Origin of the sequence: Candidatus Tisiphia endosymbiont of Beris chalybata, from assembly GCF_964026555.1 — a bacterium.
Taxonomy (GTDB): Bacteria; Pseudomonadota; Alphaproteobacteria; order Rickettsiales; family Rickettsiaceae; genus Tisiphia.
Genome location: NZ_OZ032159.1, coordinates 1,424,535 through 1,446,324, shown reverse-complemented (window position 1 = coordinate 1,446,324; position 21,790 = coordinate 1,424,535). Strand labels below are relative to the sequence as shown.

Below are 21,790 nucleotides of genomic sequence, written 5' to 3'. Positions count from 1 at the left end.
TTTGTCGTCGAAACTCCTCTCTGTTCCTCACGTACGTCTATGTACGCTGCGGTACCCGACTTCGTTTCTCCTAAAAATTCTTCAATTATCTTTAGGTTATGCAAGAGGTCTAATGAAAAACAAATCAAAATTACTGGATCAGGAGGTAGTAGAAATAGCCACGAAAGAGCTGAAGAAATTGGGGAATTACGGATATGTAAGCAAGAAGCTAAATGCAGTGATTGCAGCCAGTAAACATTCTATTACAGAAGTAGCTAAGGTATATAATGTTTCAAGGAATACTCTTGGTTCCTGGATAAAGCATATTAAATCTACTGGGATTGAAAACCTGAAAGCTCCTGCTACGCGCCGCAGGAAGCAAAAACTTGATGAAGATAAGCTAAAGGAAATCAAAGGCATTATTGAGGCAAATCCAAATATTACTATTGCTACCTTAAAGGTAAAAATAGAGGAGGAATATGGTATAGTCCTGGGTAAATCTACTGTTCATAGAATAATGCATAAGCTAAACTATTCGTATATAACCCCGAGACCAAAGCACTACAAACAAAATCCAAATTTGGTAGAAGAGTTTAAAAAAAAATCTTCCTCTAAAACTACAATCTAATGCAAATTTAAAGAAAGCGATCTTTTTCTTTGATGAGGCAAGGTTTGGTACTCATTCAAAAATAGGTCATTGTTGGTTGAAGAAAGGCGTCAGGAGTTCAGTAAAAGTCAAACTTGGATTTCAAAATTTTTATCTTTATAGCGCTGCAAACCCAAAAAATGGAGAATCCTTCAGTTTAATGTTACCCTATGCCAATACTGTTTGTCTGAATGTTTTTTTATCAGAATTTAGCAAAGAGCTAACGGATCTTGAAGTTATAATGATTATGGATGGTGCAGGTTGGCATAAGTCCGAGGATTTAGTCATACCCAAAAACATTCAAATTATCCACTTGCCATCATATAGCCCTGAGTTAAACCCGGTAGAGAGATTATGGTTGTACATTAAAAAAGCAGTTTTATACAATAAGATCTATGAGAATTTGGCCGATTTAGAAAACATAGTATGTGATTTTATCAAAAACCTTGATTGCAACACTATAGCACAATTATGTTCGGTAAGCTATCTGACCTGTTAACAATGGGAAATAGTATTAATTAATTCTTGATTAGCCTCGCTTGCCCTTTTAGTTAAATAGTTTTTGTACTTTTCATATAATTGGTTATTAAAATTATTTATTGGGGAAATAAGGAGCTTTTTGTTGTTTTGTTTAATCATATTAGTAAGAGTGCCTCTAAATTATTAGTATAGTTTAATAGTATCTACTCCTCTCAGATGATTTTGCTGCTAGGCGTGAGGAGCGAAGCCTAATAAAATCTAGGAGAGCGACGAACAACAACGCATGTAAATTCATACCAGAGGAGTATAGTCATAATCAACTATTAAGTAAAGTAATAGGAGCAAATGGAAGAAGCGCTATAAATGGGATTCTGATGTTAACAATGGCATTCGGTTAAGCAAAGATCACAAGAGTAGGAATGTTTGGGATAAAATAGAATCTCATCCAACTATTTATGCTCACCTAATGAAATCTGAGCTTGACCTTATAAACGCGCGACATAAAACTACAAGGGTCTCTACTAAAAGTAATAAAATCTCTGATGCTTCTCACTCTCCTCCTAGCAAGAAGCAAAAAGTTGAAAGAACAGGTAAAACAAAATTATACCTATAATTTTTTATCACAATAAAATACTTGTAATATTAATAGGATTATATATAATGCCTAAATAATATTAACAAATAATTAATTTATTGAAAATTTGTTAACATTATTAGAATTGTTATAAACAACCTATTAATTTTCTAAGTATTTATGTCAAAACGTCAGCATCCTATAAATAAAGCAGCTAAAAATACCAATAGCAAAAAGCAAAAAATTGCCATTAGTCATAAGGAATACCGTAATCAAATTGCTGCCATTTGCTTAGAGGTAGATAAGAAAGAGCAACAAAAACTCCAACAACATCATGGTAAAGATTTCAGTACACTTACTGACTTGGAACAGCTAATACGAGAATATGCAAGTTTCAAATACAGTATGGAAGTAGAAAACTCTGAAGGAGACTCTCTGGTAGCTATTGCATTTTTTGCTGACGATTGTGAGGTTGTAAATATCCTTAAAGAACATGGAGCTAACTCTTATATACCTCAAGAGAAGTATCCACTGGACAAGAGAGAAATAACTATAGGATCCCTTACTGTTATAAATGACCAAAACAATGATCAAGAACTAGTAGCAATACCTCAAACTACTAACCCTGATAATATTCAGCTTAATGTTGAAAAAGATAACAAAATTATTGAGGAAACTGCTACAACTAATAGAACAAACAATAGAAATTCTAATCAAAACGCAATAAGTAAGGATTTTAATATTTATCCATTGCGCCAACTAGCTGAAAAATATAGCTTACAAAAAATTGTACAGTTTTATTTAAATAATAAAGTTAACTTAGATTATAAAGATAAAGAAGGCAATACTCTATTACATATTGCTATCGAAACAGGAAATATAGAAATAATTGATTTGCTCTTAGACAAGAAGGTAGATATATATGCCCAGGATAACGAAGGCAATACTTCTATACATCTTGCCGCAAGATTATTGTCTAAAGATAAAGAACACTATACTACAATAATTATACGACTCTTTAAAAATGGAGCTGATTTTAAAATAGGAGATCAGCAGAATAACCCCTGCCCAGAGATAATTAATGTTATTAAGGAAATACTAGAACAGGTACAACAAACACGCAGTTTAGAGAAATGTATAACGCCGCCAGCACAAGGAATAGCCACAGCTGTTCCCGTACCAGTAATAGTTAAATCCGTCGTTATAAAAGAAATGCAACCAAATTTTGCTGAGGCTCCTGTAAAGGGGGATAGTATAGATCATAATAACTCATCCATATTGATAAATCCTAATATTAATAATCTTATTCCACCAATATGGGAAGAAAACACACCTACAGAAAGTAGGCCTATAATACAAAGTATATGTTTTTTAGTTTTGAATATACCCTCAGAAGAAGAGAAATTAGACCTCTTTCGAAACGCTACTGCCGCTGGTAGTTTGCACGTCGAGTCTAGGCTCCCATCCTCATATACACTTCGGTGTGCTGCAGTTTGTCCCTCTGAGCCTCCTTCAAATCCGGTACTAAAAGCGAACTCCGAAAGAGATCTATTAGATAAGGTGAAAGCAGCATTTGATAGTTTACAGCAGCAATGGGCAGCAGCAGGGGAACGATATAAACTTACGCTCTCCTCTTTTACAGTGGTAAGTCTTTCGGAGCATAAGCAAGCGCAATATATTGCTTCTTTCATTAAGACACCAGAACCGTTTAAGCTATTACAAGCTATAGCTAATGATTTGGCCACGAACTTACAAGAATTTAATGACACCATTAAGACGCTGAATCGTATGGTACACGGAAGAAATTCAGTAAAAGATTTTATAGATATAGGGGAGGCGTTCTTTCTTAAGAATACCCAAGACCACTACAATATTAAGGAGGAAACAAAGTTTTTATTGGGTTGTATATCTTTAACTGATATAGCCGCGACACGTAATAATAAGGATTTTAAAGCTAAAGATATAGTGCAGGTGATTAAAATTTTAATTGAAGATAGTAGGATCTTATTACCACTACTACAACTCGTAAAAAGTGAACCATCTAAATGTATTGAAGCAACTAAGACTATTGAAGAATGGAGAACTCAATGTGGACAAATATTAGAGCACGTAATATCCCTCAAGGATTCAGGAGTCTTAATAAATAAGGTAAAGACAAAGTGTATAGAAATTATAAATAATGTGAATTTAAGTAATGTGCAAGATGATCATAGTACTACTATTATGGATCCTAATGCCGAAATTAATGATATAGATGAGGATGAAATCATAGACGTGGTTAATTTTACTCCACCCCCTAATAATATAGAAATAATTAATTGTGATTTCCTCACGCCCGTAGAAGAAACATCAACTTATCTTCTAGGAAATATATTTTCTCAAAACAATATAGATACTTCTATAAATGGTTTTAGCAATGATCTAGAGTAGTTTTTGAAACAAATGGAATTTGTATGCTTTATCACAGAATATAGTACAAACAAAGTAGAGTTTTATTGTACTACAGTGAACTGAAGAAATTATAGTACAATTAATAAAAATATTAGATTTTCTTGTACTATTGTGGTACAATATTATTTTCTAGATGTCATTTATCAGAGAGGAGTTCAGCAAGACATAATGGACTAATGAAAAACACCTATCTTGCATATTTAAGCTCACGATATATTGTAGAACGCCCAATATTCAATTGCTTAGCAGCCGCGGTTGGAGAGAGACCTGTTTCAATTAACTTTAGCGCTGAATCTAGTTTTTCTTTGTTCAAAGTAGGGCGACCAGGTATTTTACCTTTTAATCTAGCAGCGTTTATGCCGTCCTTAGTACGTTCTGCAATTAATCTTCTTTCAAAATGTGCAATCGCACCAAATACATGAAATACCAATTCACCTGCAGCGGAAGATGTATCTATCTTTTCTTCAAGGGACATTAAACCAATCTTGCATTCTTTGAGATATTCTACAGTTTCAAGCAATTCCTTTAGGCTACGACCTAAACGATCAAGCCTTACTACACAAAGTAAATCATTTGGTCTGGCATAAGCAATTAACTCTTCTAGTCCAGGTCTGTCAAAGATTTTACCACTTATCACATCTTCAAAAATCTTAATAGCACCGGCCTCAGTACATGACATAAAGGTTAACATGATATAATTGTTGGTAATTTGGGGATTAGAGGCTTGATAAATATATCAATAATGCTGGATAGTTCCTTGTACATTTGCCCTTGGTTTAAATATATTCTTCGTAAGTAATCAAGTCCATACCTAAAAGGTGACATAGCCTTTCTGCCGTGAGTTTTCAATTTTATAGGCCAGATAGAATGCCGCCATAAGCCCACAGTATAAGCAAAGGTAAAAGTTATAGCTAATATCCCTAATAATTTGTTTATTCTATCCAAATGTACTAAATGGGTATTTTCAAAGTTGAAGCCACGCGTCTTAAGGCATGCAAAAAGATTTTCAATTTCCCAGCGTTTTTTGTAAATATCCAAGGCCTGATAGGGGTTGTCATTGGTTGCTATAATTACTAATTCTCCTTCTCCGTTACGCAAAGCAGCCACAGAAACTTTAGGTCCTTTATAGTTCTTACCTAAATATCTCTTACCTCTGAGTACTTTATATTCATTATTCTGTAACTTCTTTACTAATGGATTTGCTGTCACTAATTCGTTTTCTGATCTACCAATAGTTAAATTTTGCTTAATTCTTATATAAAATGGAATATTACGATCTGCTAGAAATTTCAACCAGTCATCACCGATAAATTCACGATCTCCAAGCAATGCTGATATTTTTTCTACTCCAAATACTTGCAAAAATCTACCTATTAATTTCTGACGTTCACCACTATTTGAAACGCCAGTTTTTGGTAACATGTCCCACATGATTGGTATAGCTATGCCATTATGGCAGATTGATAATACTAAAATATTGATATCAAGCTTGCCAAATTTCCAGTTAGTACGATCCAAAGCCAACAACCATTTTTCTGATTCAATTTTGGCAAATGCTACTAATAATTTAGCCAGTGCAGTATAACAAAAACTAAAGCCAGAAAAAAATCTTTGTAGTTTGCGATATCGAGAATTATCATTGCCAGCAGGGCTGCCTCATATAAAAAATTATATAAGTAATATTGAATAAAAATTATTATAGTAGTGGTTACAAATAAGTGAGTGGTAACCATGAGAGAAGAAGAATTACGAGAAAGTTTTGAAGACTTTATTAATGGAATAAATGATCATAGAGTTGATAGGAATAAGCTTCATAGTGTGGAGGAGATTTTATTTTTGACTTTAACTGCAATTATTTGTGGAGCAGAAGGTTGGCGAGATATTGAACGATTTGGCAGGTTAAAATTAGAATTTTTACGTACGGTGTTTCCATATGCTAATGGAATTCCTTCTGACGATACGTTACGACGTTTTTTTCGAGTACTTGATCCTAAAACATTCAGCACATGCTTTACCGTTTGGGCAAGTAGCTTAAAACTTCCAAGTAGCACACATATAGCTATAGATGGGAAAGTGTCTCGTCATACATTCGATGGTGATAAGAATCCATTACATATGGTATCAGCTTTTGCTAGTGAATGTCGAACAGTGTTAGCACAAGAGAAAGTATCTGATAAAAGTAATGAAATTACAGCAATACCTAAATTACTTGGTATTCTAGACATAAAAGGAGCTATTGTTACCATTGATGCTATGGGCTGTCAAAGAGAGATTGCCCAAGCAATTATCGATAAAGAAGCAGATTACATACTATCATTAAAAGGTAATCAAGGAAATTTACACCAAGATATTAAGTTAGTATTTGCAGATAAAGAGTTGCTGAATGAATTGTCAGTTGATATCAATCAAACAACTGACGGAAGTGAGCATGGACGTATTGAAGAACGGATTTATCGAGCTGTTACTATGCCACAAGAATTACAGGAGCAACATAATTGGCCGGAGCTTAAGACAATTATAGAGGTTATAAGTAAACGAGAAATAAAAGGAGTTTTATCTGAAGAAACAAGATATTACATTAGCTCTTTAGAGCAAGAAGCAGTAAAAATCGGTATGGCAATCCGATCTCATTGGGCTATTGAGAATAGTGTGCACTGGATTTTGGATGTTAGTTTTAGAGATGATGATTCACGTATTAGAAAAGGTAATGCTCCTCAAAATATAGCTATTATTAAACACATGGCATTGAATGTATTACAGAAGGCTAAGCAAAAAAGGGATTCTATCAAGCAGCTTAGAAAAGCAGCTGGTTGGGATAATAATCAACTACTCACTATCTTAACGCCATGTTCGACTTTTTTTTAGCAGGTAACTAATTTTTCGAGTTGTGTTGGCACAAGTTTTAAAGACTTTGTCAAAAATGTAGCAATAGTATGAGCAAGTAATTTTCTAGCGATGCGAGATTGTAGATGCCAGTAACTCTTAACTCTGATAGCATTAATAGCAAAACGTTCTGTAAGCTGACCAATAACAGTTTCAATTAAACGACGAGTAGCAGTAATCCATTTAAGGAAATTCTTGGATCTATTATCCTTCATATTCTTTTTTAAAGGTGTTTGTAAATCAATGTTTTTGGTGGCCAATTCATCTTTTAAATCCTGACCAAGATAGCCTTTATCGCCCAGTACCATGCCACTAATATTAGGAGACATTACTTGCAGAGCTTCACGTTCAGACCCATTAGCAGGAGTTATCATGAATCCAGCTATTCGACCTTCTTCATTAATTAATACGTGTCCTAGAAAACCGTAATAATAGCTATCTTTCGAAGCGCAGTACCCATAGTCAGCGTATTCCTTAAAACATCGCCCTCTCGTTGCTCGGGCCAAATTTATTACAGGAATCGGTACCCCATCTATCATATGCAGATCTGATTTGCTTGCACTCTTAAACAAGTCGGCAAGCAGCATGTTCTTAATAGATAAAAGACCGCTACATTGCTTCACATAAGACGGTCTACTCTTTAGATTGGGAAACCATTCTTGAAAATGACGTTTAAAATATTCCCATATCTGCTTGTCTTGGTGCAAACCGATAAATTCTCCCACCACTTCCATTGTTAATGCTTCCACGTCACTTAAGCAAGGTGGAAATCCTGCTTTCCTTACTTTGATATTTTTGGTTATTATAGTCATTTTTTCTTCTATGAAACAATACACAGTAATGATAAACTCTTCTAACGTTAATTCTGGATAAGGGGAATATGGGAGGATAATAGATAATAAACGCCATGTTCGACTTTTTTTTAAGATTGACAAAAGAATAGGATAGCCTAATAAGGTCATAGTTCAATTATCGAGAAAGAAGCTATGACCCTAGAAGAGTTTATCATTACTGTGTATTGTTTCATAGAAGAAAAAATGACTATAATAACCAAAAATATCAAAGTAAGGAAAGCAGGATTTCCACCTTGCTTAAGTGACGTGGAAGCATTAACAATGGAAGTGGTGGGAGAATTTATCGGTTTGCACCAAGACAAGCAGATATGGGAATATTTTAAACGTCATTTTCAAGAATGGTTTCCCAATCTAAAGAGTAGACCGTCTTATGTGAAGCAATGTAGCGGTCTTTTATCTATTAAGAACATGCTGCTTGCCGACTTGTTTAAGAGTGCAAGCAAATCAGATCTGCATATGATAGATGGGGTACCGATTCCTGTAATAAATTTGGCCCGAGCAACGAGAGGGCGATGTTTTAAGGAATACGCTGACTATGGGTACTGCGCTTCGAAAGATAGCTATTATTACGGTTTTCTAGGACACGTATTAATTAATGAAGAAGGTCGAATAGCTGGATTCATGATAACTCCTGCTAATGGGTCTGAACGTGAAGCTCTGCAAGTAATGTCTCCTAATATTAGTGGCATGGTACTGGGCGATAAAGGCTATCTTGGTCAGGATTTAAAAGATGAGTTGGCCACCAAAAACATTGATTTACAAACACCTTTAAAAAAGAATATGAAGGATAATAGATCCAAGAATTTCCTTAAATGGATTACTGCTACTCGTCGTTTAATTGAAACTGTTATTGGTCAGCTTACAGAACGTTTTGCTATTAATGCTATCAGAGTTAAGAGTTACTGGCATCTACAATCTCGCATCGCTAGAAAATTACTTGCTCATACTATTGCTACATTTTTGACAAAGTCTTTAAAACTTGTGCCAACACAACTCGAAAAATTAGTTACCTGCTAAAAAAAAGTCGAACATGGCGTTAAGATAGTCATTTTTTCTTCTATGAAACAATACACAGTAATGATAAACTCTTCTAGGGTCATAGCTTCTTTCTCGATAATTGAACTATGACCTTATTAGTCTATCCTATTCTTTTGTCAATCTTAAAAAAAAGTCGAACATGGCGTATAATAAGGATTGCCAAGGGAGGCAACCTACAGTATTGAAGTTTTTGAACAAAAAAACAAACTGTAGGCATGAAGAAAGATATCACAGAATTATATAGTTTTATAGATGATTTTTGTAAAATTTATCTTGAATATGAAAAGAGCAAATTATTACCATCCAATAAGCAGAGAGATCGCGCTTGTAATATGAGTTTAAGCGAAATGTTAACAATAATAATTATGTTTCATACATCGCATGCTAAGAACTTTAAATTTTTCTATAAAACTTACGTCGAATATTTACATAAGAACGACTTCCCTAGCGCCCTAAGCTATAACAGATTTGTTGCTTTAATGCCGCGATTATTCATGCCCTTAAATATGTTGATTCATTTATTATTTGGGCAAGAAACAGGTATTTATTTTATTGACTCTACAACAATTAAAGCTTGTCACAATAAACGACGCTATAGTAATAAAGTTTTTAAAGGATTAGCCAAACATAGTAAATCCTCTATGGGATATTTTTATGGCTTTAAATTACATTTAATAATTAATAACCAAGGAGAAATTATGGCATTAAAAGTGACTAATGGTAATGTAGATGATAGAGTTCCGGTAGCGCAATTAACTAAAGGATTAACTGGCATTATGGCCGCTGACAAGGGATATATCAAGCAAAATTTGTTTTTAAATTTATATGAAAGAGGCTTAAAAATGATTCATGGAATTAAGAAAAATATGGCGAATAAATTAATGGATTTAAAGGAAAAAATCTTGCTTCGAAAACGAAACTTAATTGAAACAGTTTTTGATTTTTTAAAAAATAAAATGAATCTTGAACATACAAGACATAGATCTCCTATTAATGCTTTTGTTCATATTCTTTCTACCCTAGTTGCTTATTCTCTAAAAAAAACTAAACCTTCCACAAAACTTGACTTTAATCTATATATTCATAACTCTCTTATCCAGAATTAACGTTTCTAGGGTCATAGCTTCTTTCTCGATAATTGAACTATGACCTTATTAGGCTATCCTATTCTTTTGTCAATCTTAAAAAAAAGTCGAACATGGCGTTATTATAGCGATTTTAGCCATTTTCTTAAGGCTACACGCGCGGTTAATCTATTAGTAGATAAAAAATTTACTTTGACAACGATTTAGCTTTATTAAATAATTCTGTAGCGTCCTTAGATTTTCCAAGTTTTTGTAATACTTGACCTTTTTCTTGATAACTTTCAGTAAGTTCAGGTTTGTATTGTATAGCCAGGTCAAAATTTTCTATAGCTTCTTGGTATCTTCCTAACTTTATTAAAGATATACCCTTGTTATAATATGTCGGTGCATCATTAGGTTGGTATTTAATTGCTAAATTATAATTTTCTATAGCTTCTTGATATTGCCCTAACCTTTCAAAAGCTACTCCCTTGTTGTGATAGGCATTTGAATAATCAGGTTGGTATTTTATAGCTATGTTATAATTTTCTATAGCTGCATGTTGTTTTCCTAATTCTGATAAAGCATGTCCTTTTTCTAAATAGCTTTCCACATAATTAGGTTGATATTTAATAGCGAGATCAAAATTCTCTATAGCTTTTTGATATTTTTCTAAGTGTAATAAACAACATCCTCTTTCCAAGTAGCTTTCTGCATAATCATGTTTATGTTTAATGGCTAGGTCAAAATTTTCTATGGCATCTTGATATTTTTTAAATCTTTTAAAAGCTATTCCTTTATCATAATAGGATTTTGCAGCAGTGAGATCAGAATCGTTAGTTAAATCCTGATCTTGGATATTTTGTTGCAGTCTATGTTTGTTAGTAACCTCTTGGTTTAAAGATTCTTTGGCGGTTACAATTGTTATATTAAATAATAGCAATGACAGGATAGTTACAACTAACTTTTTTATCATACTCATAAATTACTTTTTATTTTTAAAATATTAATTTTTATTATCCTTGTTATTGCTTAAAGGCAAAGTAATATTTTGCTTTTTGATAGCATCTGTATTTAACCTCATATTATCCACTACTCGTCCCGCAGTTCTAACAATTGTTGAATTGCTGGTTTGATCAAATTGCTCTTTTAATTTGTTACTATCATCCTTGATATCAACAGTCGTAATTTCAAGATCTACTGCTTTCTCTCTTTCTGAGCTGGACAATTGATTGTCAAGTATTTCATCTACATTTTGACTATACAATTTTTTGCCTTTATTTAAATCAGATTTTACTGATTCGGCTAATGCTTTTGATGCACCTGTGCTATCTGTCACAGTAGCTTGCTCTTGTAATCTATTATTTGATTCTAGATAGTTGGTTTTCAGGTCCTCTTGTGTTGTCATTGGTGTATTGTTAATGATAGAATCAATTGACTGTAGATCTTTAACTTGAGGGTGACTATCGTTCCAATTACTTTGGGGTAATGGTTTATTTATACCAACTACTTCTTGTGCTATGTTCATAGCTTCATGACTGTGGTGGCTTGCCCATCTAGCTGCTTGTTCCTTGCTGGTTACTCCTGGGATATTTCGAGCAATAATTGCTTGTAAAACTGGTTCATTCATGTTGCGGTCAATAGTAGCGGAGTTACTCTCAACATAGTTTCTTTGGTTGGATAATTGTTGCATTGTTTGCGTTGTTTTAGCTATTTCTCTACTAACTGATTGTTGTTCATTCCAGGTACTAATTAAATCTTGGCCTAATGATCTAACTTCATCATTGCTAGTACTAATCCGATTATCTCTTTGAGCTGATTTTACTTTTTCTAAAGCATCATTATAGGCTTTTTGTTTGCTTGCTGATGTATCATAGGCTTCAGTTTTACTATTATTAGCACCTACTCCTCCACCTGCATTAACAACTCCTAAATTTAACCCTAAACTTGCATTAGTACTAGTAGAGGTTTCTTTTCTTTCACTACTACCGTAATTTTCGTTAAGAGATTGCCCTTGTAAAATAGATTCTTTGATCGCTTGATTTTCACTAAATGAAAAACCTTTAATCATTGAATCACTTTGGGCCCATTTTAAGGTCAGACTCTCGGATTGTCTTTGTTCTTGAGAATTAAGTTCACTCGATCTATTAGTTAATGACCCCATTTTACTTTGCGCAGTCATAAACTGGCTTTGAAGACTATCTGACCAAAGCTGAGAGGAACGAAAATTAGTTACCAGCGAGTCAACAGATTCAGTAATAAACTGCAGGGCTGCCGCACTTAAATATACTGTAAGATAGTGAGTAGTTGATTATTATCCCAACCAGCTGCTTTTCTAAGCTGCTTGATAGAATCCCTTTTTTGCTTAGCCTTCTGTAATACATTCAATGCCATGTGTTTAATAATAGCTATATTTTGAGGAGCATTACCTTTTCTAATACGTGAATCATCATCTCTAAAACTAACATCCAAAATCCAGTGCACACTATTCTCAATAGCCCAATGAGATCGGATTGCCATACCGATTTTTACTGCTTCTTGCTCTAAAGAGCTAATGTAATATCTTGTTTCTTCAGATAAAACTCCTTTTATTTCTCGTTTACTTATAACCTCTATAATTGTCTTAAGCTCCGGCCAATTATGTTGCTCCTGTAATTCTTGTGGCATAGTAATACCATTTCCCTATTATAAATAGATATATGAACAATTACATATAGATTTTATAGTTTCTATTGAAATAGATTGAATAAATTCAATTACAGCATCTTCAAGTTTAGTTAAACAATCGTAAACTTTATTTTTTAATACCGAATCTTTTAAATGTTGCCACAACCTCTCTACAGGATTTAACTCTGGACTATATGGTGGTAAGTACATAATCTCAATATTAGCTGGTATTGTAAGACCTTTATGCCATCCAGCTCCATCCATCACTAGTATAACTTTTGTAGTTATATGTTTCGCAAATTCATTAAGAAAAACTTGCATACAGGCCTTATCAACATTCGGAATAATTAAACTAAAAGAGTCTCCATCTCTATGATTTGTAGCAGAATAAAGATAAAATGATTTAAATCCCAGCTTTGTAGGAACTGGAGTCCTACTGCCTTTTTCAAACCATCCTAAACCATGTTTTGTATTGGTCCCAAACCTAGTCTCATCAAAAAAATAAATAGGTACCATAGGATTATCTTGGTGTACTTGTTGTAGATTTTTTTTTGAATTCTTCTTGAGAAGATGTGTCAGCTTTGTAATGCCTCTTTCTACCAGTAATATGCCTAAACCCAAGTGCCCCTAGCATTCTATGTATACTAGATTTTTCTATATCTATATCAAATTTTTCTTTTATCACTATCTTTAATTTCTTAATCGTAATACTACTGTCTCTCTTTATCAAAGTTTTAATCTCATCTTTTTGAGCAGTATTTAATTTTGATCTAGAAGGCTTTGCTATGTTCTTGAGACCATCAATGCCTTGATCTCGAAATAGAGCAACCCATCTATGTAGCGAAGATCTGTTGATATCATAAACTTCCGCTACTTTCTTAATACCATGCTTACTCGATGCTAGTATGGCTTTTAATCTTGTTACTACAACACCATTCTTCCCTCCGTTATTCAAAGCTTCCCTTGCTTTTAATACTAATTCGTCATTTATCATTTTTGATACTTTAGGCATTTCCTTGTTACTTCCTATTATTTCATTATTACCTAGCTTTATATCATAAATTACTCATTCTATCAATCTAATATCTCTGCTTATAATGGGGAAATGGTATAACAGCTCGATAAATCCGTTCTTCAATACGTCCATGCTCACTTCCGTCAGTTGTTTGATTGATATCAACTGACAATTCATTCAGCAACTCTTTATCTGCAAATACTAACTTAATATCTTGGTGTAAATTTCCTTGATTACCTTTTAATGATAGTATGTAATCTGCTTCTTTATCGATAATTGCTTGGGCAATCTCTCTTTGACAGCCCATAGCATCAATGGTAACAATAGCTCCTTTTATGTCTAGAATACCAAGTAATTTAGGTATTGCTGTAATTTCATTACTTTTATCAGATACTTTCTCTTGTGCTAACACTGTTCGACATTCACTAGCAAAAGCTGATACCATATGTAATGGATTCTTATCACCATCGAATGTATGACGAGACACTTTCCCATCTATAGCTATATGTGTGCTACTTGGAAGTTTTAAGCTACTTGCCCAAACGGTAAAGCATGTGCTGAATGTTTTAGGATCAAGTACTCGAAAAAAACGTCGTAACGTATCGTCAGAAGGAATTCCATTAGCATATGGAAACACCGTACGTAAAAATTCTAATTTTAACCTGCCAAATCGTTCAATATCTCGCCAACCTTCTGCTCCACAAATAATTGCAGTTAAAGTCAAAAATAAAATCTCCTCCACACTATGAAGCTTATTCCTATCAACTCTATGATCATTTATTCCATTAATAAAGTCTTCAAAACTTTCTCGTAATTCTTCTTCTCTCATGGTTACCACTCACTTATTTGTAACCACTACTATAATAATTTTTATTCAATATTACTTATATAATTTTTTATATGAGGCAGCCCTGTCATTGCCAGCTCCTTGAACTACCAAAGCTAGTTGAGTAAGATTGACATCTCTGACATAGAACAATCCTGTTATTATCTGCTCGATTAATTTTATACTTGCAAAACTCTTAAAAAAATAGTTTCCTAATAGTTGTGATAACGCTGAAGTCATTCTCCTTCTCCTTAAGTCTTAGACAACTTAAGTTATAGGACTTTAATCATGCGTTATCCACTGTTTTTTTCCTTGTTAACCTTTATGTCATGTACTGAGAGCACCGGCTTTAGTAAGACGATGTCTTTGAGAATCTAAATCTTGTTGTTGCGTTGATACCATAGTACCCTACGATTTTGGGTTGGAGGGTTGATTTAGGGAGGGAAGAAGTAGTATAAGGTTGATATTTTTTGAGAAACTATGCACCAAATACTACTTCAAGAATTGATTTTATATATAGACGGAAATAAATCAAGATTAAAATGTTTGTCTGGGATGATAATCAGTTTAATAACTGGAGGTTCTATCGACCCAAAGGGTTTAGCGCTTGGTATTTCAGGTGATGCTAAAGCATCGTCAAAAATCCATAGGATTTATCGATTGTTAAAAGAATTTACTTTTGATTATATGAAGGTTGCATCATTACTGTTAAGCTTGTTCGGTGTAGGAAATTATGTTGTAGCAATGGATCGAACAAATTGGAAATTTGGTAAAACAGATATTAATATTTTGTTTTTAGTAATTATAATTGGTAAGATATCAGTGCCAATATATTGGCATTCTTTATCGCATGGTGGAGCTTGTTCTAAAGAATTTATGGAAGAATTTTTGCAGAAGTTTATTGACAATTTTGGGGTTGAAAAAATAAAATATTTACTTGCTGATCGAGAATTTATGAATAAAGAATGGTTAAATTTCTTAATAGATAATCATATAAGATTTGCTATTCCCCTAAAAACGGATCACCAAATTCGTCTTGAGAAAGGTTTAAAAACTTTAACGATTGGAAAAATAGACCTCTTGCATAACCTAATCTAATTGGTAATTTTGTCGTCGAAACTCCTCTCTGTTCCTCACGTACGTCTATGTACGCTGCGGTACTCGACTTCGTTTCTCCTAAAAATTCTTCAATTATCTTTAGGTTATGCAAGAGGTCTAATATTTAATGATCTCAAAGCCTTAAAATATAAGGTTTGTGCTGGAATATTGTGGGATAGAAAAGTCAATTTTGCTGCATATAGAAATGATAAAAATGAACTGATGGTTTTGGTGCATAGTACCCTACGATTTTTGTAGGGAGGCAGAGTAAGTAGTAAGAAGTTCTATTTTTGGAGGTATTAATAAGGTGCGTATTAGTTGAGTTACAGCTATTAATGATAGATTGATAAAAGATATTTTTAATATGATCAAACCCGTAAGTAAATAATGAAAATAATTGTTTTTCAGTGGTTTTTTGGAGTTTTATACGGATTGGGTTTAGTGAATTTTGTATTAAGCCATTCTTAACTATTAAAGCTGAAGCAATAGCAGTTACCACCAATAATTTTTTGAATCTATCCAAATTTACTAAGTGACTTTTTTCAATATCAAAGCCTCCGCTTTTGAGATGCTTAAACAACCGTTCGATGGACCAGCGGTACCTATATAAAGCGAAAATATCAACTTCGACCTCAATTGATGACACCAAAACCATCAGTTCATTTTTATCATTTCTATATGCAGCAAAATTGACTTTTCTATCCCACAATATTCCAGCACAAACCTTATATTTTAAGGCTTTGAGATCATTAAATATTAGACCTCTTGCATAACCTAAAGATAATTGAAGAATTTTTAGGAGAAACGAAGTCGAGTACCGCAGCGTACATAGACGTACGTGAGGAACAGAGAGGAGTTTCGACGACAAAATTACCAATTAGATTAGGTTATGCAAGAGGTCTATTAAATCGAAAAATGCTATCCCAGTTATACCCTTAAAAGGTGTGTATTTACCTAATGATTCTAACTTAACCCCAAAAGATTTTTACGATACTACACTTTATCGAAAACGACATATTATTGAAAGACTTTTTGGTAGGCTTAAAGAAAACAAACGAATTGCTATGCGATTTGATAAACTTGACTGCACCTTCCTCAGCTTTATCGCTCTTGCTCTTATTAAAGCTTATAACTTATTTTGTTAACAGTGCCATACCTGACAATAGATTACATTACGCGAAAATGGACTATTCCTATCCAAAATTGGGAGGAGCCTTGGCCCATTTTTTGATAAAATTTAAAGGTAAGATTTAAGGGTTTATTTCAAAATTTATACACTTAAAAAGATAGAGCCTTGAACTTAATAGTTGCAATAGCTTAGATCATGATGATACATACACGATAGTATGCAGGAAGCATAGTAATCATGTATGCTTGAGGATAAATACTCTGTACGCACCTTAATAGTCTATGCTATATCTATAATTTCGAACTCAAATAACTAGCTTTAAAAGAGGATTATTGCCTAAAACAGTTAATGCGCAGTCAAAAGGCCACTGATATTATTACTCTTAACCTGCGGTTTTTTGGCAAAATTCCGCTTCATTGGCTATGATGTAATAAATCAGGATAATATGGCAAATAATTAGGTCTATATTCTATCCTACCATATTTTTTATCTTTTGAGATAGCCTGCTGATAGTGCGTGAAGCAGTATTTAATTTAACAATATTTTTTGTTACTCCTTTCATTATCTCGGATTGAGCAACTATTAAAGCAGCTTTGGCAGTTTTGTCAGAACCTTTGCTAATTTCTTGCAACACTTTCTTAATATATGTTTTAATTTTACTCGCTCTACTTTTATTAATTAGAGTCTTTTTTATTGTTTGCCTAATTGCCTTTTTTGCCGCTGAATGATTAGCCATATCACTTATTATCCTATAAACGCATTAATTTTATTCTTCATGTTTTGTATCAGTAATTTTTGGATTCATACAACCTTTACTATTTATATCCCTATCAACTAATTCAATATACGCTAGGGGAGCCATATCACCATAACGGAAACCTGCTTTTATTATTCTAGTATAACCTCCAGGACGCTCATTATATCTCTTCCCTAAAACAGTTAACAGCTTTTCAGTGGCAACTTTATCTTTGATTTTAGAAAGTAATCCCCTTCTAGCCACTAAATCCGATTTCTTGGCTTGAGTAATTAACTTTTCAATGTATGGTCTAAATTCTTTAGCTTTAGGTAAAGTGGTTTTAATTTGCTCATTCATCACAAGTGCTACAGTCATATTAGCAAACATAGCCTTTCTATGACTACTCGTTCTGTTAAGCTTTCTTCCCTTAATTTTATGCCGCATGTTCCTACCTTAATTAATATGGATCTTCATAACGCTTAGATAGCTCTTGTATATTTTCTGGTGGCCACCCTGATATATCCATACCAAATTTCAATCCAAATCCTACTAGTATATCCTTAATCTCATTCAATGACTTTCTACCAAAGTTTGGGGTCTTGAGCATTTCTGCTTCTGTCTTAATAACCAAATCACCTATATAAATTATATTAGCGTTTTGCAAACAATTTTGAGACCTCACAGATAATTCTAATTCTGCAACCTTTTTTAACATGGCAGGATTAAATGATAATTCTTCTAGCTTATCTTGTTTATCTTCTTCTTGTTCTTCAAATGTAATAAATAGCTGTAATTGATCTTGCAAAATTCTTGCAGCTAGCGCTATTGACATCTCAGGAGAAATACTACCATCAGTTTCAACAGTCATAATTAATTTATCATAATCTGTAACTTGCCCTACCCGAGTATTCTCTATCTTATAAGTTACTTGCTTTACTGGACTAAATAAAGCATCTATCGGTATTACTTCTATTGCTGAACTACTATCTTCATTGCTTATAGCAGGGACATATCCTTTACCTGTTTCGCACCCTAACTCCATCTCCAGCTGCGCACCTTTTGCTAAAGTACAAATTATATGATCGGGCGATAGTATCTCTACATCATGACTTGCAGTGATCATACCAGCAGTTACTATACAAGGACCGATAGCATTTAATCTGACCGTTCTTCTGCCTGAAGCATGCATTTTAATCACTACGGACTTAAGGTTTAATACTACATCAACTAAATCTTCTTTAACCCCAGGAATAGCAGAAAATTCATGAACAACCCCTGGGATTTTAATTGAGGTTATAGCTGCCCCTTGAAGAGATGAGAGTAAAATTCTTCTCATAGCATTCCCTACTGTCAAACCAAATCCTCTCTCTAAAGGTTCGACAATAACCTTTGCCATATAATTATTCCCCGCTGGGTTGTCATAAACTATTTTGGAGGGTTTTATTAGGGAGTTCCAGTTTTTATTTAACGATAACATTTCTTACCTATTGAACTTCTATACTCTTCTTCTTTTTGGTGATCTAACACCATTATGCGGCACTGGGGAAACATCTAGAATTAATGTTACTATAAAATTTTGGCTAAAAACTGCTCTCATAGCAGATTCTCTTTGAGCACCAGCACCCTGCACTCTAATTGAGACAGTTTTCATACCATGCTCTTTTGCTAACTCAGATGCTTTATCTACCGTTACTTGAGCAGCATAAGGAGTAGCTTTCCTAGCCCCTTTAAAACCATTAGTACCCGCAGTAGAGAACGCTATAGCATTCCCCTGCACATCCGTAAAAGTAACAATAGTATTATTAAAAGTTGTCTTTATATGCACAACTCCAAGAGTTATATTTTTCTTTTTTTTCTTGATTTTACTGCTAACCTGACTCATTATTATACCATATTACTTTGTAACTTTTTTCTTACCAGCAATTGCCACTGCTTTTCCTTTTCTTGTCCTCGCATTAGAGTGAGTATTTTGACCACGAACCGGCAGTTTCCTTATATGTCTAAGTCCTTGATAACATCTAATATCCTTTTTCTTCTTAATATTAAGATTTACTTCTCTTCGTAAGTCTCCTTCAACCTTATATTCTTTTTCAATAATACCACGCAAAACAATAAGCTCTTGATCGGTTAATTCTTTCACTCGTTTACTTTCGGATATTCTAGCCTTTCGACATATTTCTCCTGCAGCGGAATCACCAAGCCCATAAATATACGTCAAACTTATTATTAATCTTTTGTGTACTGGAATATTAACACTTGCTATCCTTGCCACAAATAACCTCCAAAATTTCTATAACAGCTAAAAGGGATAATATAAAAATATACCATAAAGTCAAACTGTTTTTAATAGCTTGTCTATGGCGAGTTCTATATCTTCCCTATTCTCGTTAGCATCAATGCTATGTAACTGCTGATTACTTTTATAATAATCCATTAATGGATTAGTTTCTATTTTATATTCTTCTATTCTTTGTTTAATTGTTTGTTCATCATCATCTTGTCTATGAATAAATTGATTTGAGCCACAAACATCACAAATATTATCAGCTTTTAACTTAATAAAAAATCTATTATAGATTTGACCACAGTTTATACAGCTAAATCTACCAAGGATTCTTTTAATAATTGTTTGATCCTCTATAGAAAAAAACAATATTTTAATATCTTGCTTTACTAAAATATTAAAATATTTCGCTTGCGCTAAATTACGAGGGTATCCATCTAAAATATACCCCTTCTCATATTTTTTTTGAGATAAAAACTTATGTACTATATCATTAACTAATTCAGAAGGTACTAATTTACCCTGGGACATATAAAATTGTAATAATTTACTGTCATTATTCTCAGCTTTTACCATGCCTCTAAATATATCTCCGATAGATATATGTGGTAAATTTAATTTTTTGGCTAATAACTTTCCTTGAGTTCCTTTTCCTGAACCAGGGGGGCCCATAAGTGCTATAATCACTTTAAACTCATTTTTGGCATAAAATAACTACATATTTTTATGTTATAAAATATAAATTAGATTTTTAATGTATACTAATTTTTTAACTTCATTTTTTTAATCAATCCTTCATACCTACTACTAAATAAATAAGATTGAACTTGGGTAAAGGTATCTAAGACCACATTAACAACAATTAAAAAACTCGTACCCCCTAAGGAAAAAGAGACCGCATACTGGTTCATTATCATTTCTGGTACTACACAAATACAACTTAAATAGACCGCCCCTATCACTGTTAATCTAGTGAGCAAGTAATCAAAATACTCTGCTGTATTTTTCCCAGGTCTTTTCCCCGGAATATAAGCACCATACTTTTTTAAATTATTTGCAGTTTCCTCGGAATTAAACACTATTGCTGTATAAAAAAAACTAAAAAACATTATTAAGGTAATATATAACAATATATATAAAGGTTTTCCATGCCCTAAATGGAAGGTTAACCAATTCATAGTCTCGGATTGTTTATTAGAAAAATTAGCAATTGTAATAGGAAACAACAAAATCGAACTAGCAAATATCGGCGGAATCACCCCGGCGGTATTAAGCTTAAGAGGCATATGGGTTGCTTCCCCTCCATAAATTTTATTACCTACCTGTCTTTTAGGATATTGCACTAAAATTTTCCTTTGGGCTTTTTCAAAGAAAATTATCATAGTAACAATAAGAATGATCCCCAAACAAATAGCAATTACTATTATAGGAGATAAGCCTCCATTCCTAGACAATTCGAACATGTTTATAACAGCGCTAGGTACCCCCGACACTATACCTATAAATATAATTAAGGAAGATCCATTACCAACCCCTCGACCAGAAATTTGCTCCCCAAGCCACATAAGAAACATAGTTCCTACTACTAGAGTAATTACAGTAGTAACTTTAAAAATTAACCCGGGGATAATAACTACTGGTCCTACATTAGTTACAGCATTTTCTAAACTTATTGCAACCCCATATGCTTGAAAAGAAGCTAATAAAACTGTTAGATATCTAGAGAGTTGGTTGATTTTTCTCTTACCTGACTCTCCTTCTTTCTTTAAATTCTCTAAAGGCTTATAGGCTATTGTCATCAATTGAATAATAATTGATGCCGTTATATAGGGCATAATTGCTAGAGCAAAAATAGACATCCTGCCTAGAGAACCTCCAGATAGCATATTAAACATCCCTAATATCCCTGATTGGTTCTGCTGAACTACTGTATGCAGGGCTATTGAATCAATACCTGCGATCGGAATAAAAGAACCAATTCTACAGACTACAAGCGCTAAAATAGTAAAAATAATTCTACTAATTAAGTCCTGATTAGATTTTTTTGTGGAATTTAAGCTCATAAA

At 33.4% G+C, this 21,790-nt stretch carries 25 protein-coding genes and 2 pseudogenes; 8 read left to right on the top strand and 19 right to left on the bottom strand.

The genetic code is table 11. The features are described 5' to 3' along the window. The first annotated feature begins 112 nt into the window (after positions 1 to 112). Positions 113 to 1,124 (top strand): annotated as a pseudogene (locus tag AAGD44_RS07075) (IS630 family transposase). 735 nt (positions 1,125 to 1,859) lie between these two features. Further along, the gene (locus AAGD44_RS07070; RefSeq protein ID WP_341763966.1) at positions 1,860 to 4,109 is read left to right on the top strand and encodes an ankyrin repeat domain-containing protein; all 2,250 of its coding nucleotides are present in this window, start codon (positions 1,860 to 1,862) and stop codon (positions 4,107 to 4,109) included. A 208-nt stretch (positions 4,110 to 4,317) separates the two neighbouring features. On the opposite strand, the gene AAGD44_RS07065 is transcribed toward AAGD44_RS07070, so the two are convergent. Beyond that, complete coding sequence (locus AAGD44_RS07065) at positions 4,318 to 4,809, bottom strand: recombinase family protein (RefSeq protein ID WP_341763965.1); 492 nt, start codon at positions 4,807 to 4,809, stop codon at positions 4,318 to 4,320. A 5-nt stretch (positions 4,810 to 4,814) separates the two neighbouring features. Next, a pseudogene (locus AAGD44_RS07060) lies at positions 4,815 to 5,756 on the bottom strand (IS4 family transposase); the annotation flags it as partial. 105 nt (positions 5,757 to 5,861) lie between these two features. Here AAGD44_RS07060 and AAGD44_RS07055 point away from each other — a divergent pair. Continuing rightward, positions 5,862 to 6,995 (top strand): ISAs1 family transposase, encoded by a 1,134-nt coding sequence (locus AAGD44_RS07055; RefSeq protein WP_341763596.1) that lies wholly within the window; start codon positions 5,862 to 5,864, stop codon positions 6,993 to 6,995. On the opposite strand, the gene AAGD44_RS07050 is transcribed toward AAGD44_RS07055, so the two are convergent. Further along, entirely contained in the window at positions 6,992 to 7,975 is a 984-nt protein-coding gene (locus tag AAGD44_RS07050) for an IS982 family transposase (RefSeq protein WP_341763540.1), read from the bottom strand. The two genes, AAGD44_RS07055 and AAGD44_RS07050, sit on opposite strands and share 4 nt — an antisense overlap. A 24-nt stretch (positions 7,976 to 7,999) precedes the next feature. On the opposite strand from AAGD44_RS07050, the gene AAGD44_RS07045 reads away from it, so the two are divergent. The 3 genes from AAGD44_RS07045 to AAGD44_RS07035 all read left to right on the top strand — a co-directional run bounded on the left by AAGD44_RS07045 (position 8,000) and on the right by AAGD44_RS07035 (position 10,197). Further along, the gene (locus AAGD44_RS07045; protein WP_341763539.1) at positions 8,000 to 8,884 is read left to right on the top strand and encodes an IS982 family transposase; all 885 of its coding nucleotides are present in this window, start codon (positions 8,000 to 8,002) and stop codon (positions 8,882 to 8,884) included. A gap of 236 nt (positions 8,885 to 9,120) precedes the next feature. Further along, the gene (locus AAGD44_RS07040) at positions 9,121 to 10,011 is read left to right on the top strand and encodes an IS982 family transposase (protein WP_341763461.1); all 891 of its coding nucleotides are present in this window, start codon (positions 9,121 to 9,123) and stop codon (positions 10,009 to 10,011) included. A gap of 39 nt (positions 10,012 to 10,050) precedes the next feature. Then, on the top strand, positions 10,051 to 10,197 hold the full coding sequence (locus AAGD44_RS07035) for a hypothetical protein (protein ID WP_341763538.1): 147 nt from the start codon (positions 10,051 to 10,053) through the stop codon (positions 10,195 to 10,197). Here AAGD44_RS07035 and AAGD44_RS07030 read toward each other — a convergent pair. From AAGD44_RS07030 to AAGD44_RS07000, 7 genes are all read right to left on the bottom strand, one after another. Next, positions 10,178 to 10,945 (bottom strand): tetratricopeptide repeat protein, encoded by a 768-nt coding sequence (locus tag AAGD44_RS07030; RefSeq protein WP_341763537.1) that lies wholly within the window; start codon positions 10,943 to 10,945, stop codon positions 10,178 to 10,180. The genes AAGD44_RS07035 and AAGD44_RS07030 overlap by 20 nt on opposite strands. A 30-nt stretch (positions 10,946 to 10,975) precedes the next feature. Then, positions 10,976 to 12,151 (bottom strand): hypothetical protein, encoded by a 1,176-nt coding sequence (locus tag AAGD44_RS07025; RefSeq protein WP_341763536.1) that lies wholly within the window; start codon positions 12,149 to 12,151, stop codon positions 10,976 to 10,978. 98 nt (positions 12,152 to 12,249) lie between these two features. Continuing rightward, positions 12,250 to 12,636, bottom strand: coding sequence for an ISAs1 family transposase (locus AAGD44_RS07020; protein ID WP_341763964.1), 387 nt, complete (start codon positions 12,634 to 12,636; stop codon positions 12,250 to 12,252). A gap of 18 nt (positions 12,637 to 12,654) precedes the next feature. Then, positions 12,655 to 13,152, bottom strand: a complete 498-nt coding sequence (locus AAGD44_RS07015) for an IS630 family transposase (RefSeq protein WP_341763542.1) — start codon at positions 13,150 to 13,152, stop codon at positions 12,655 to 12,657. 4 nt (positions 13,153 to 13,156) lie between these two features. Beyond that, positions 13,157 to 13,648 (bottom strand): helix-turn-helix domain-containing protein, encoded by a 492-nt coding sequence (locus AAGD44_RS07010; RefSeq protein WP_341763541.1) that lies wholly within the window; start codon positions 13,646 to 13,648, stop codon positions 13,157 to 13,159. Positions 13,649 to 13,715: 67 nt separating this feature from the next. Next, positions 13,716 to 14,480 carry an ISAs1 family transposase gene (locus tag AAGD44_RS07005; protein WP_341763963.1) on the bottom strand — a complete coding sequence of 255 codons (765 nt, stop codon included), beginning with the start codon at positions 14,478 to 14,480 and terminating at the stop codon, positions 13,716 to 13,718. Positions 14,481 to 14,531: 51 nt separating this feature from the next. Further along, complete coding sequence (locus tag AAGD44_RS07000; protein WP_341763962.1) at positions 14,532 to 14,717, bottom strand: hypothetical protein; 186 nt, start codon at positions 14,715 to 14,717, stop codon at positions 14,532 to 14,534. A gap of 240 nt (positions 14,718 to 14,957) precedes the next feature. Between AAGD44_RS07000 and AAGD44_RS06995 the strand changes: the two genes are divergently transcribed. Next, positions 14,958 to 15,575, top strand: a complete 618-nt coding sequence (locus AAGD44_RS06995; RefSeq protein WP_341763961.1) for a transposase — start codon at positions 14,958 to 14,960, stop codon at positions 15,573 to 15,575. On the opposite strand, the gene AAGD44_RS06990 is transcribed toward AAGD44_RS06995, so the two are convergent. Both AAGD44_RS06990 and AAGD44_RS06985 read right to left on the bottom strand, forming a co-directional pair. After that, a complete protein-coding gene (locus AAGD44_RS06990) occupies positions 15,481 to 15,687 on the bottom strand; it encodes a palindromic element RPE1 domain-containing protein (protein ID WP_341763779.1) in 207 nt (68 codons plus the stop codon). The genes AAGD44_RS06995 and AAGD44_RS06990 overlap by 95 nt on opposite strands. 72 nt (positions 15,688 to 15,759) lie before the next feature. Next, positions 15,760 to 16,284 (bottom strand): transposase, encoded by a 525-nt coding sequence (locus tag AAGD44_RS06985; RefSeq protein WP_341763960.1) that lies wholly within the window; start codon positions 16,282 to 16,284, stop codon positions 15,760 to 15,762. Between the two features lie 56 nt (positions 16,285 to 16,340). Between AAGD44_RS06985 and AAGD44_RS06980 the strand changes: the two genes are divergently transcribed. Then, positions 16,341 to 16,514, top strand: a complete 174-nt coding sequence (locus tag AAGD44_RS06980) for a palindromic element RPE1 domain-containing protein (protein ID WP_341763959.1) — start codon at positions 16,341 to 16,343, stop codon at positions 16,512 to 16,514. A 659-nt stretch (positions 16,515 to 17,173) separates the two neighbouring features. Here AAGD44_RS06980 and rpsT read toward each other — a convergent pair. From rpsT to secY, 7 genes are all read right to left on the bottom strand, one after another. After that, the gene (gene rpsT / locus AAGD44_RS06975) at positions 17,174 to 17,440 is read right to left on the bottom strand and encodes a 30S ribosomal protein S20 (protein ID WP_341763958.1); all 267 of its coding nucleotides are present in this window, start codon (positions 17,438 to 17,440) and stop codon (positions 17,174 to 17,176) included. 30 nt (positions 17,441 to 17,470) lie between these two features. Next, positions 17,471 to 17,884, bottom strand: a complete 414-nt coding sequence (gene rplQ / locus AAGD44_RS06970; RefSeq protein ID WP_341763957.1) for a 50S ribosomal protein L17 — start codon at positions 17,882 to 17,884, stop codon at positions 17,471 to 17,473. 13 nt (positions 17,885 to 17,897) lie between these two features. Continuing rightward, positions 17,898 to 18,917, bottom strand: coding sequence for a DNA-directed RNA polymerase subunit alpha (locus tag AAGD44_RS06965; RefSeq protein WP_341763956.1), 1,020 nt, complete (start codon positions 18,915 to 18,917; stop codon positions 17,898 to 17,900). Positions 18,918 to 18,935: 18 nt separating this feature from the next. Continuing rightward, on the bottom strand, positions 18,936 to 19,322 hold the full coding sequence (rpsK, locus tag AAGD44_RS06960) for a 30S ribosomal protein S11 (RefSeq protein ID WP_341763955.1): 387 nt from the start codon (positions 19,320 to 19,322) through the stop codon (positions 18,936 to 18,938). Between the two features lie 12 nt (positions 19,323 to 19,334). After that, on the bottom strand, positions 19,335 to 19,712 hold the full coding sequence (gene rpsM, locus AAGD44_RS06955) for a 30S ribosomal protein S13 (protein ID WP_341763954.1): 378 nt from the start codon (positions 19,710 to 19,712) through the stop codon (positions 19,335 to 19,337). A 60-nt stretch (positions 19,713 to 19,772) separates the two neighbouring features. Then, positions 19,773 to 20,411 (bottom strand): adenylate kinase, encoded by a 639-nt coding sequence (locus AAGD44_RS06950; RefSeq protein WP_341763953.1) that lies wholly within the window; start codon positions 20,409 to 20,411, stop codon positions 19,773 to 19,775. A 74-nt stretch (positions 20,412 to 20,485) separates the two neighbouring features. After that, positions 20,486 to 21,787 carry a preprotein translocase subunit SecY gene (gene secY, locus AAGD44_RS06945; RefSeq protein ID WP_341763952.1) on the bottom strand — a complete coding sequence of 434 codons (1,302 nt, stop codon included), beginning with the start codon at positions 21,785 to 21,787 and terminating at the stop codon, positions 20,486 to 20,488. Between the last annotated feature and the right edge of the window lie 3 nt (positions 21,788 to 21,790).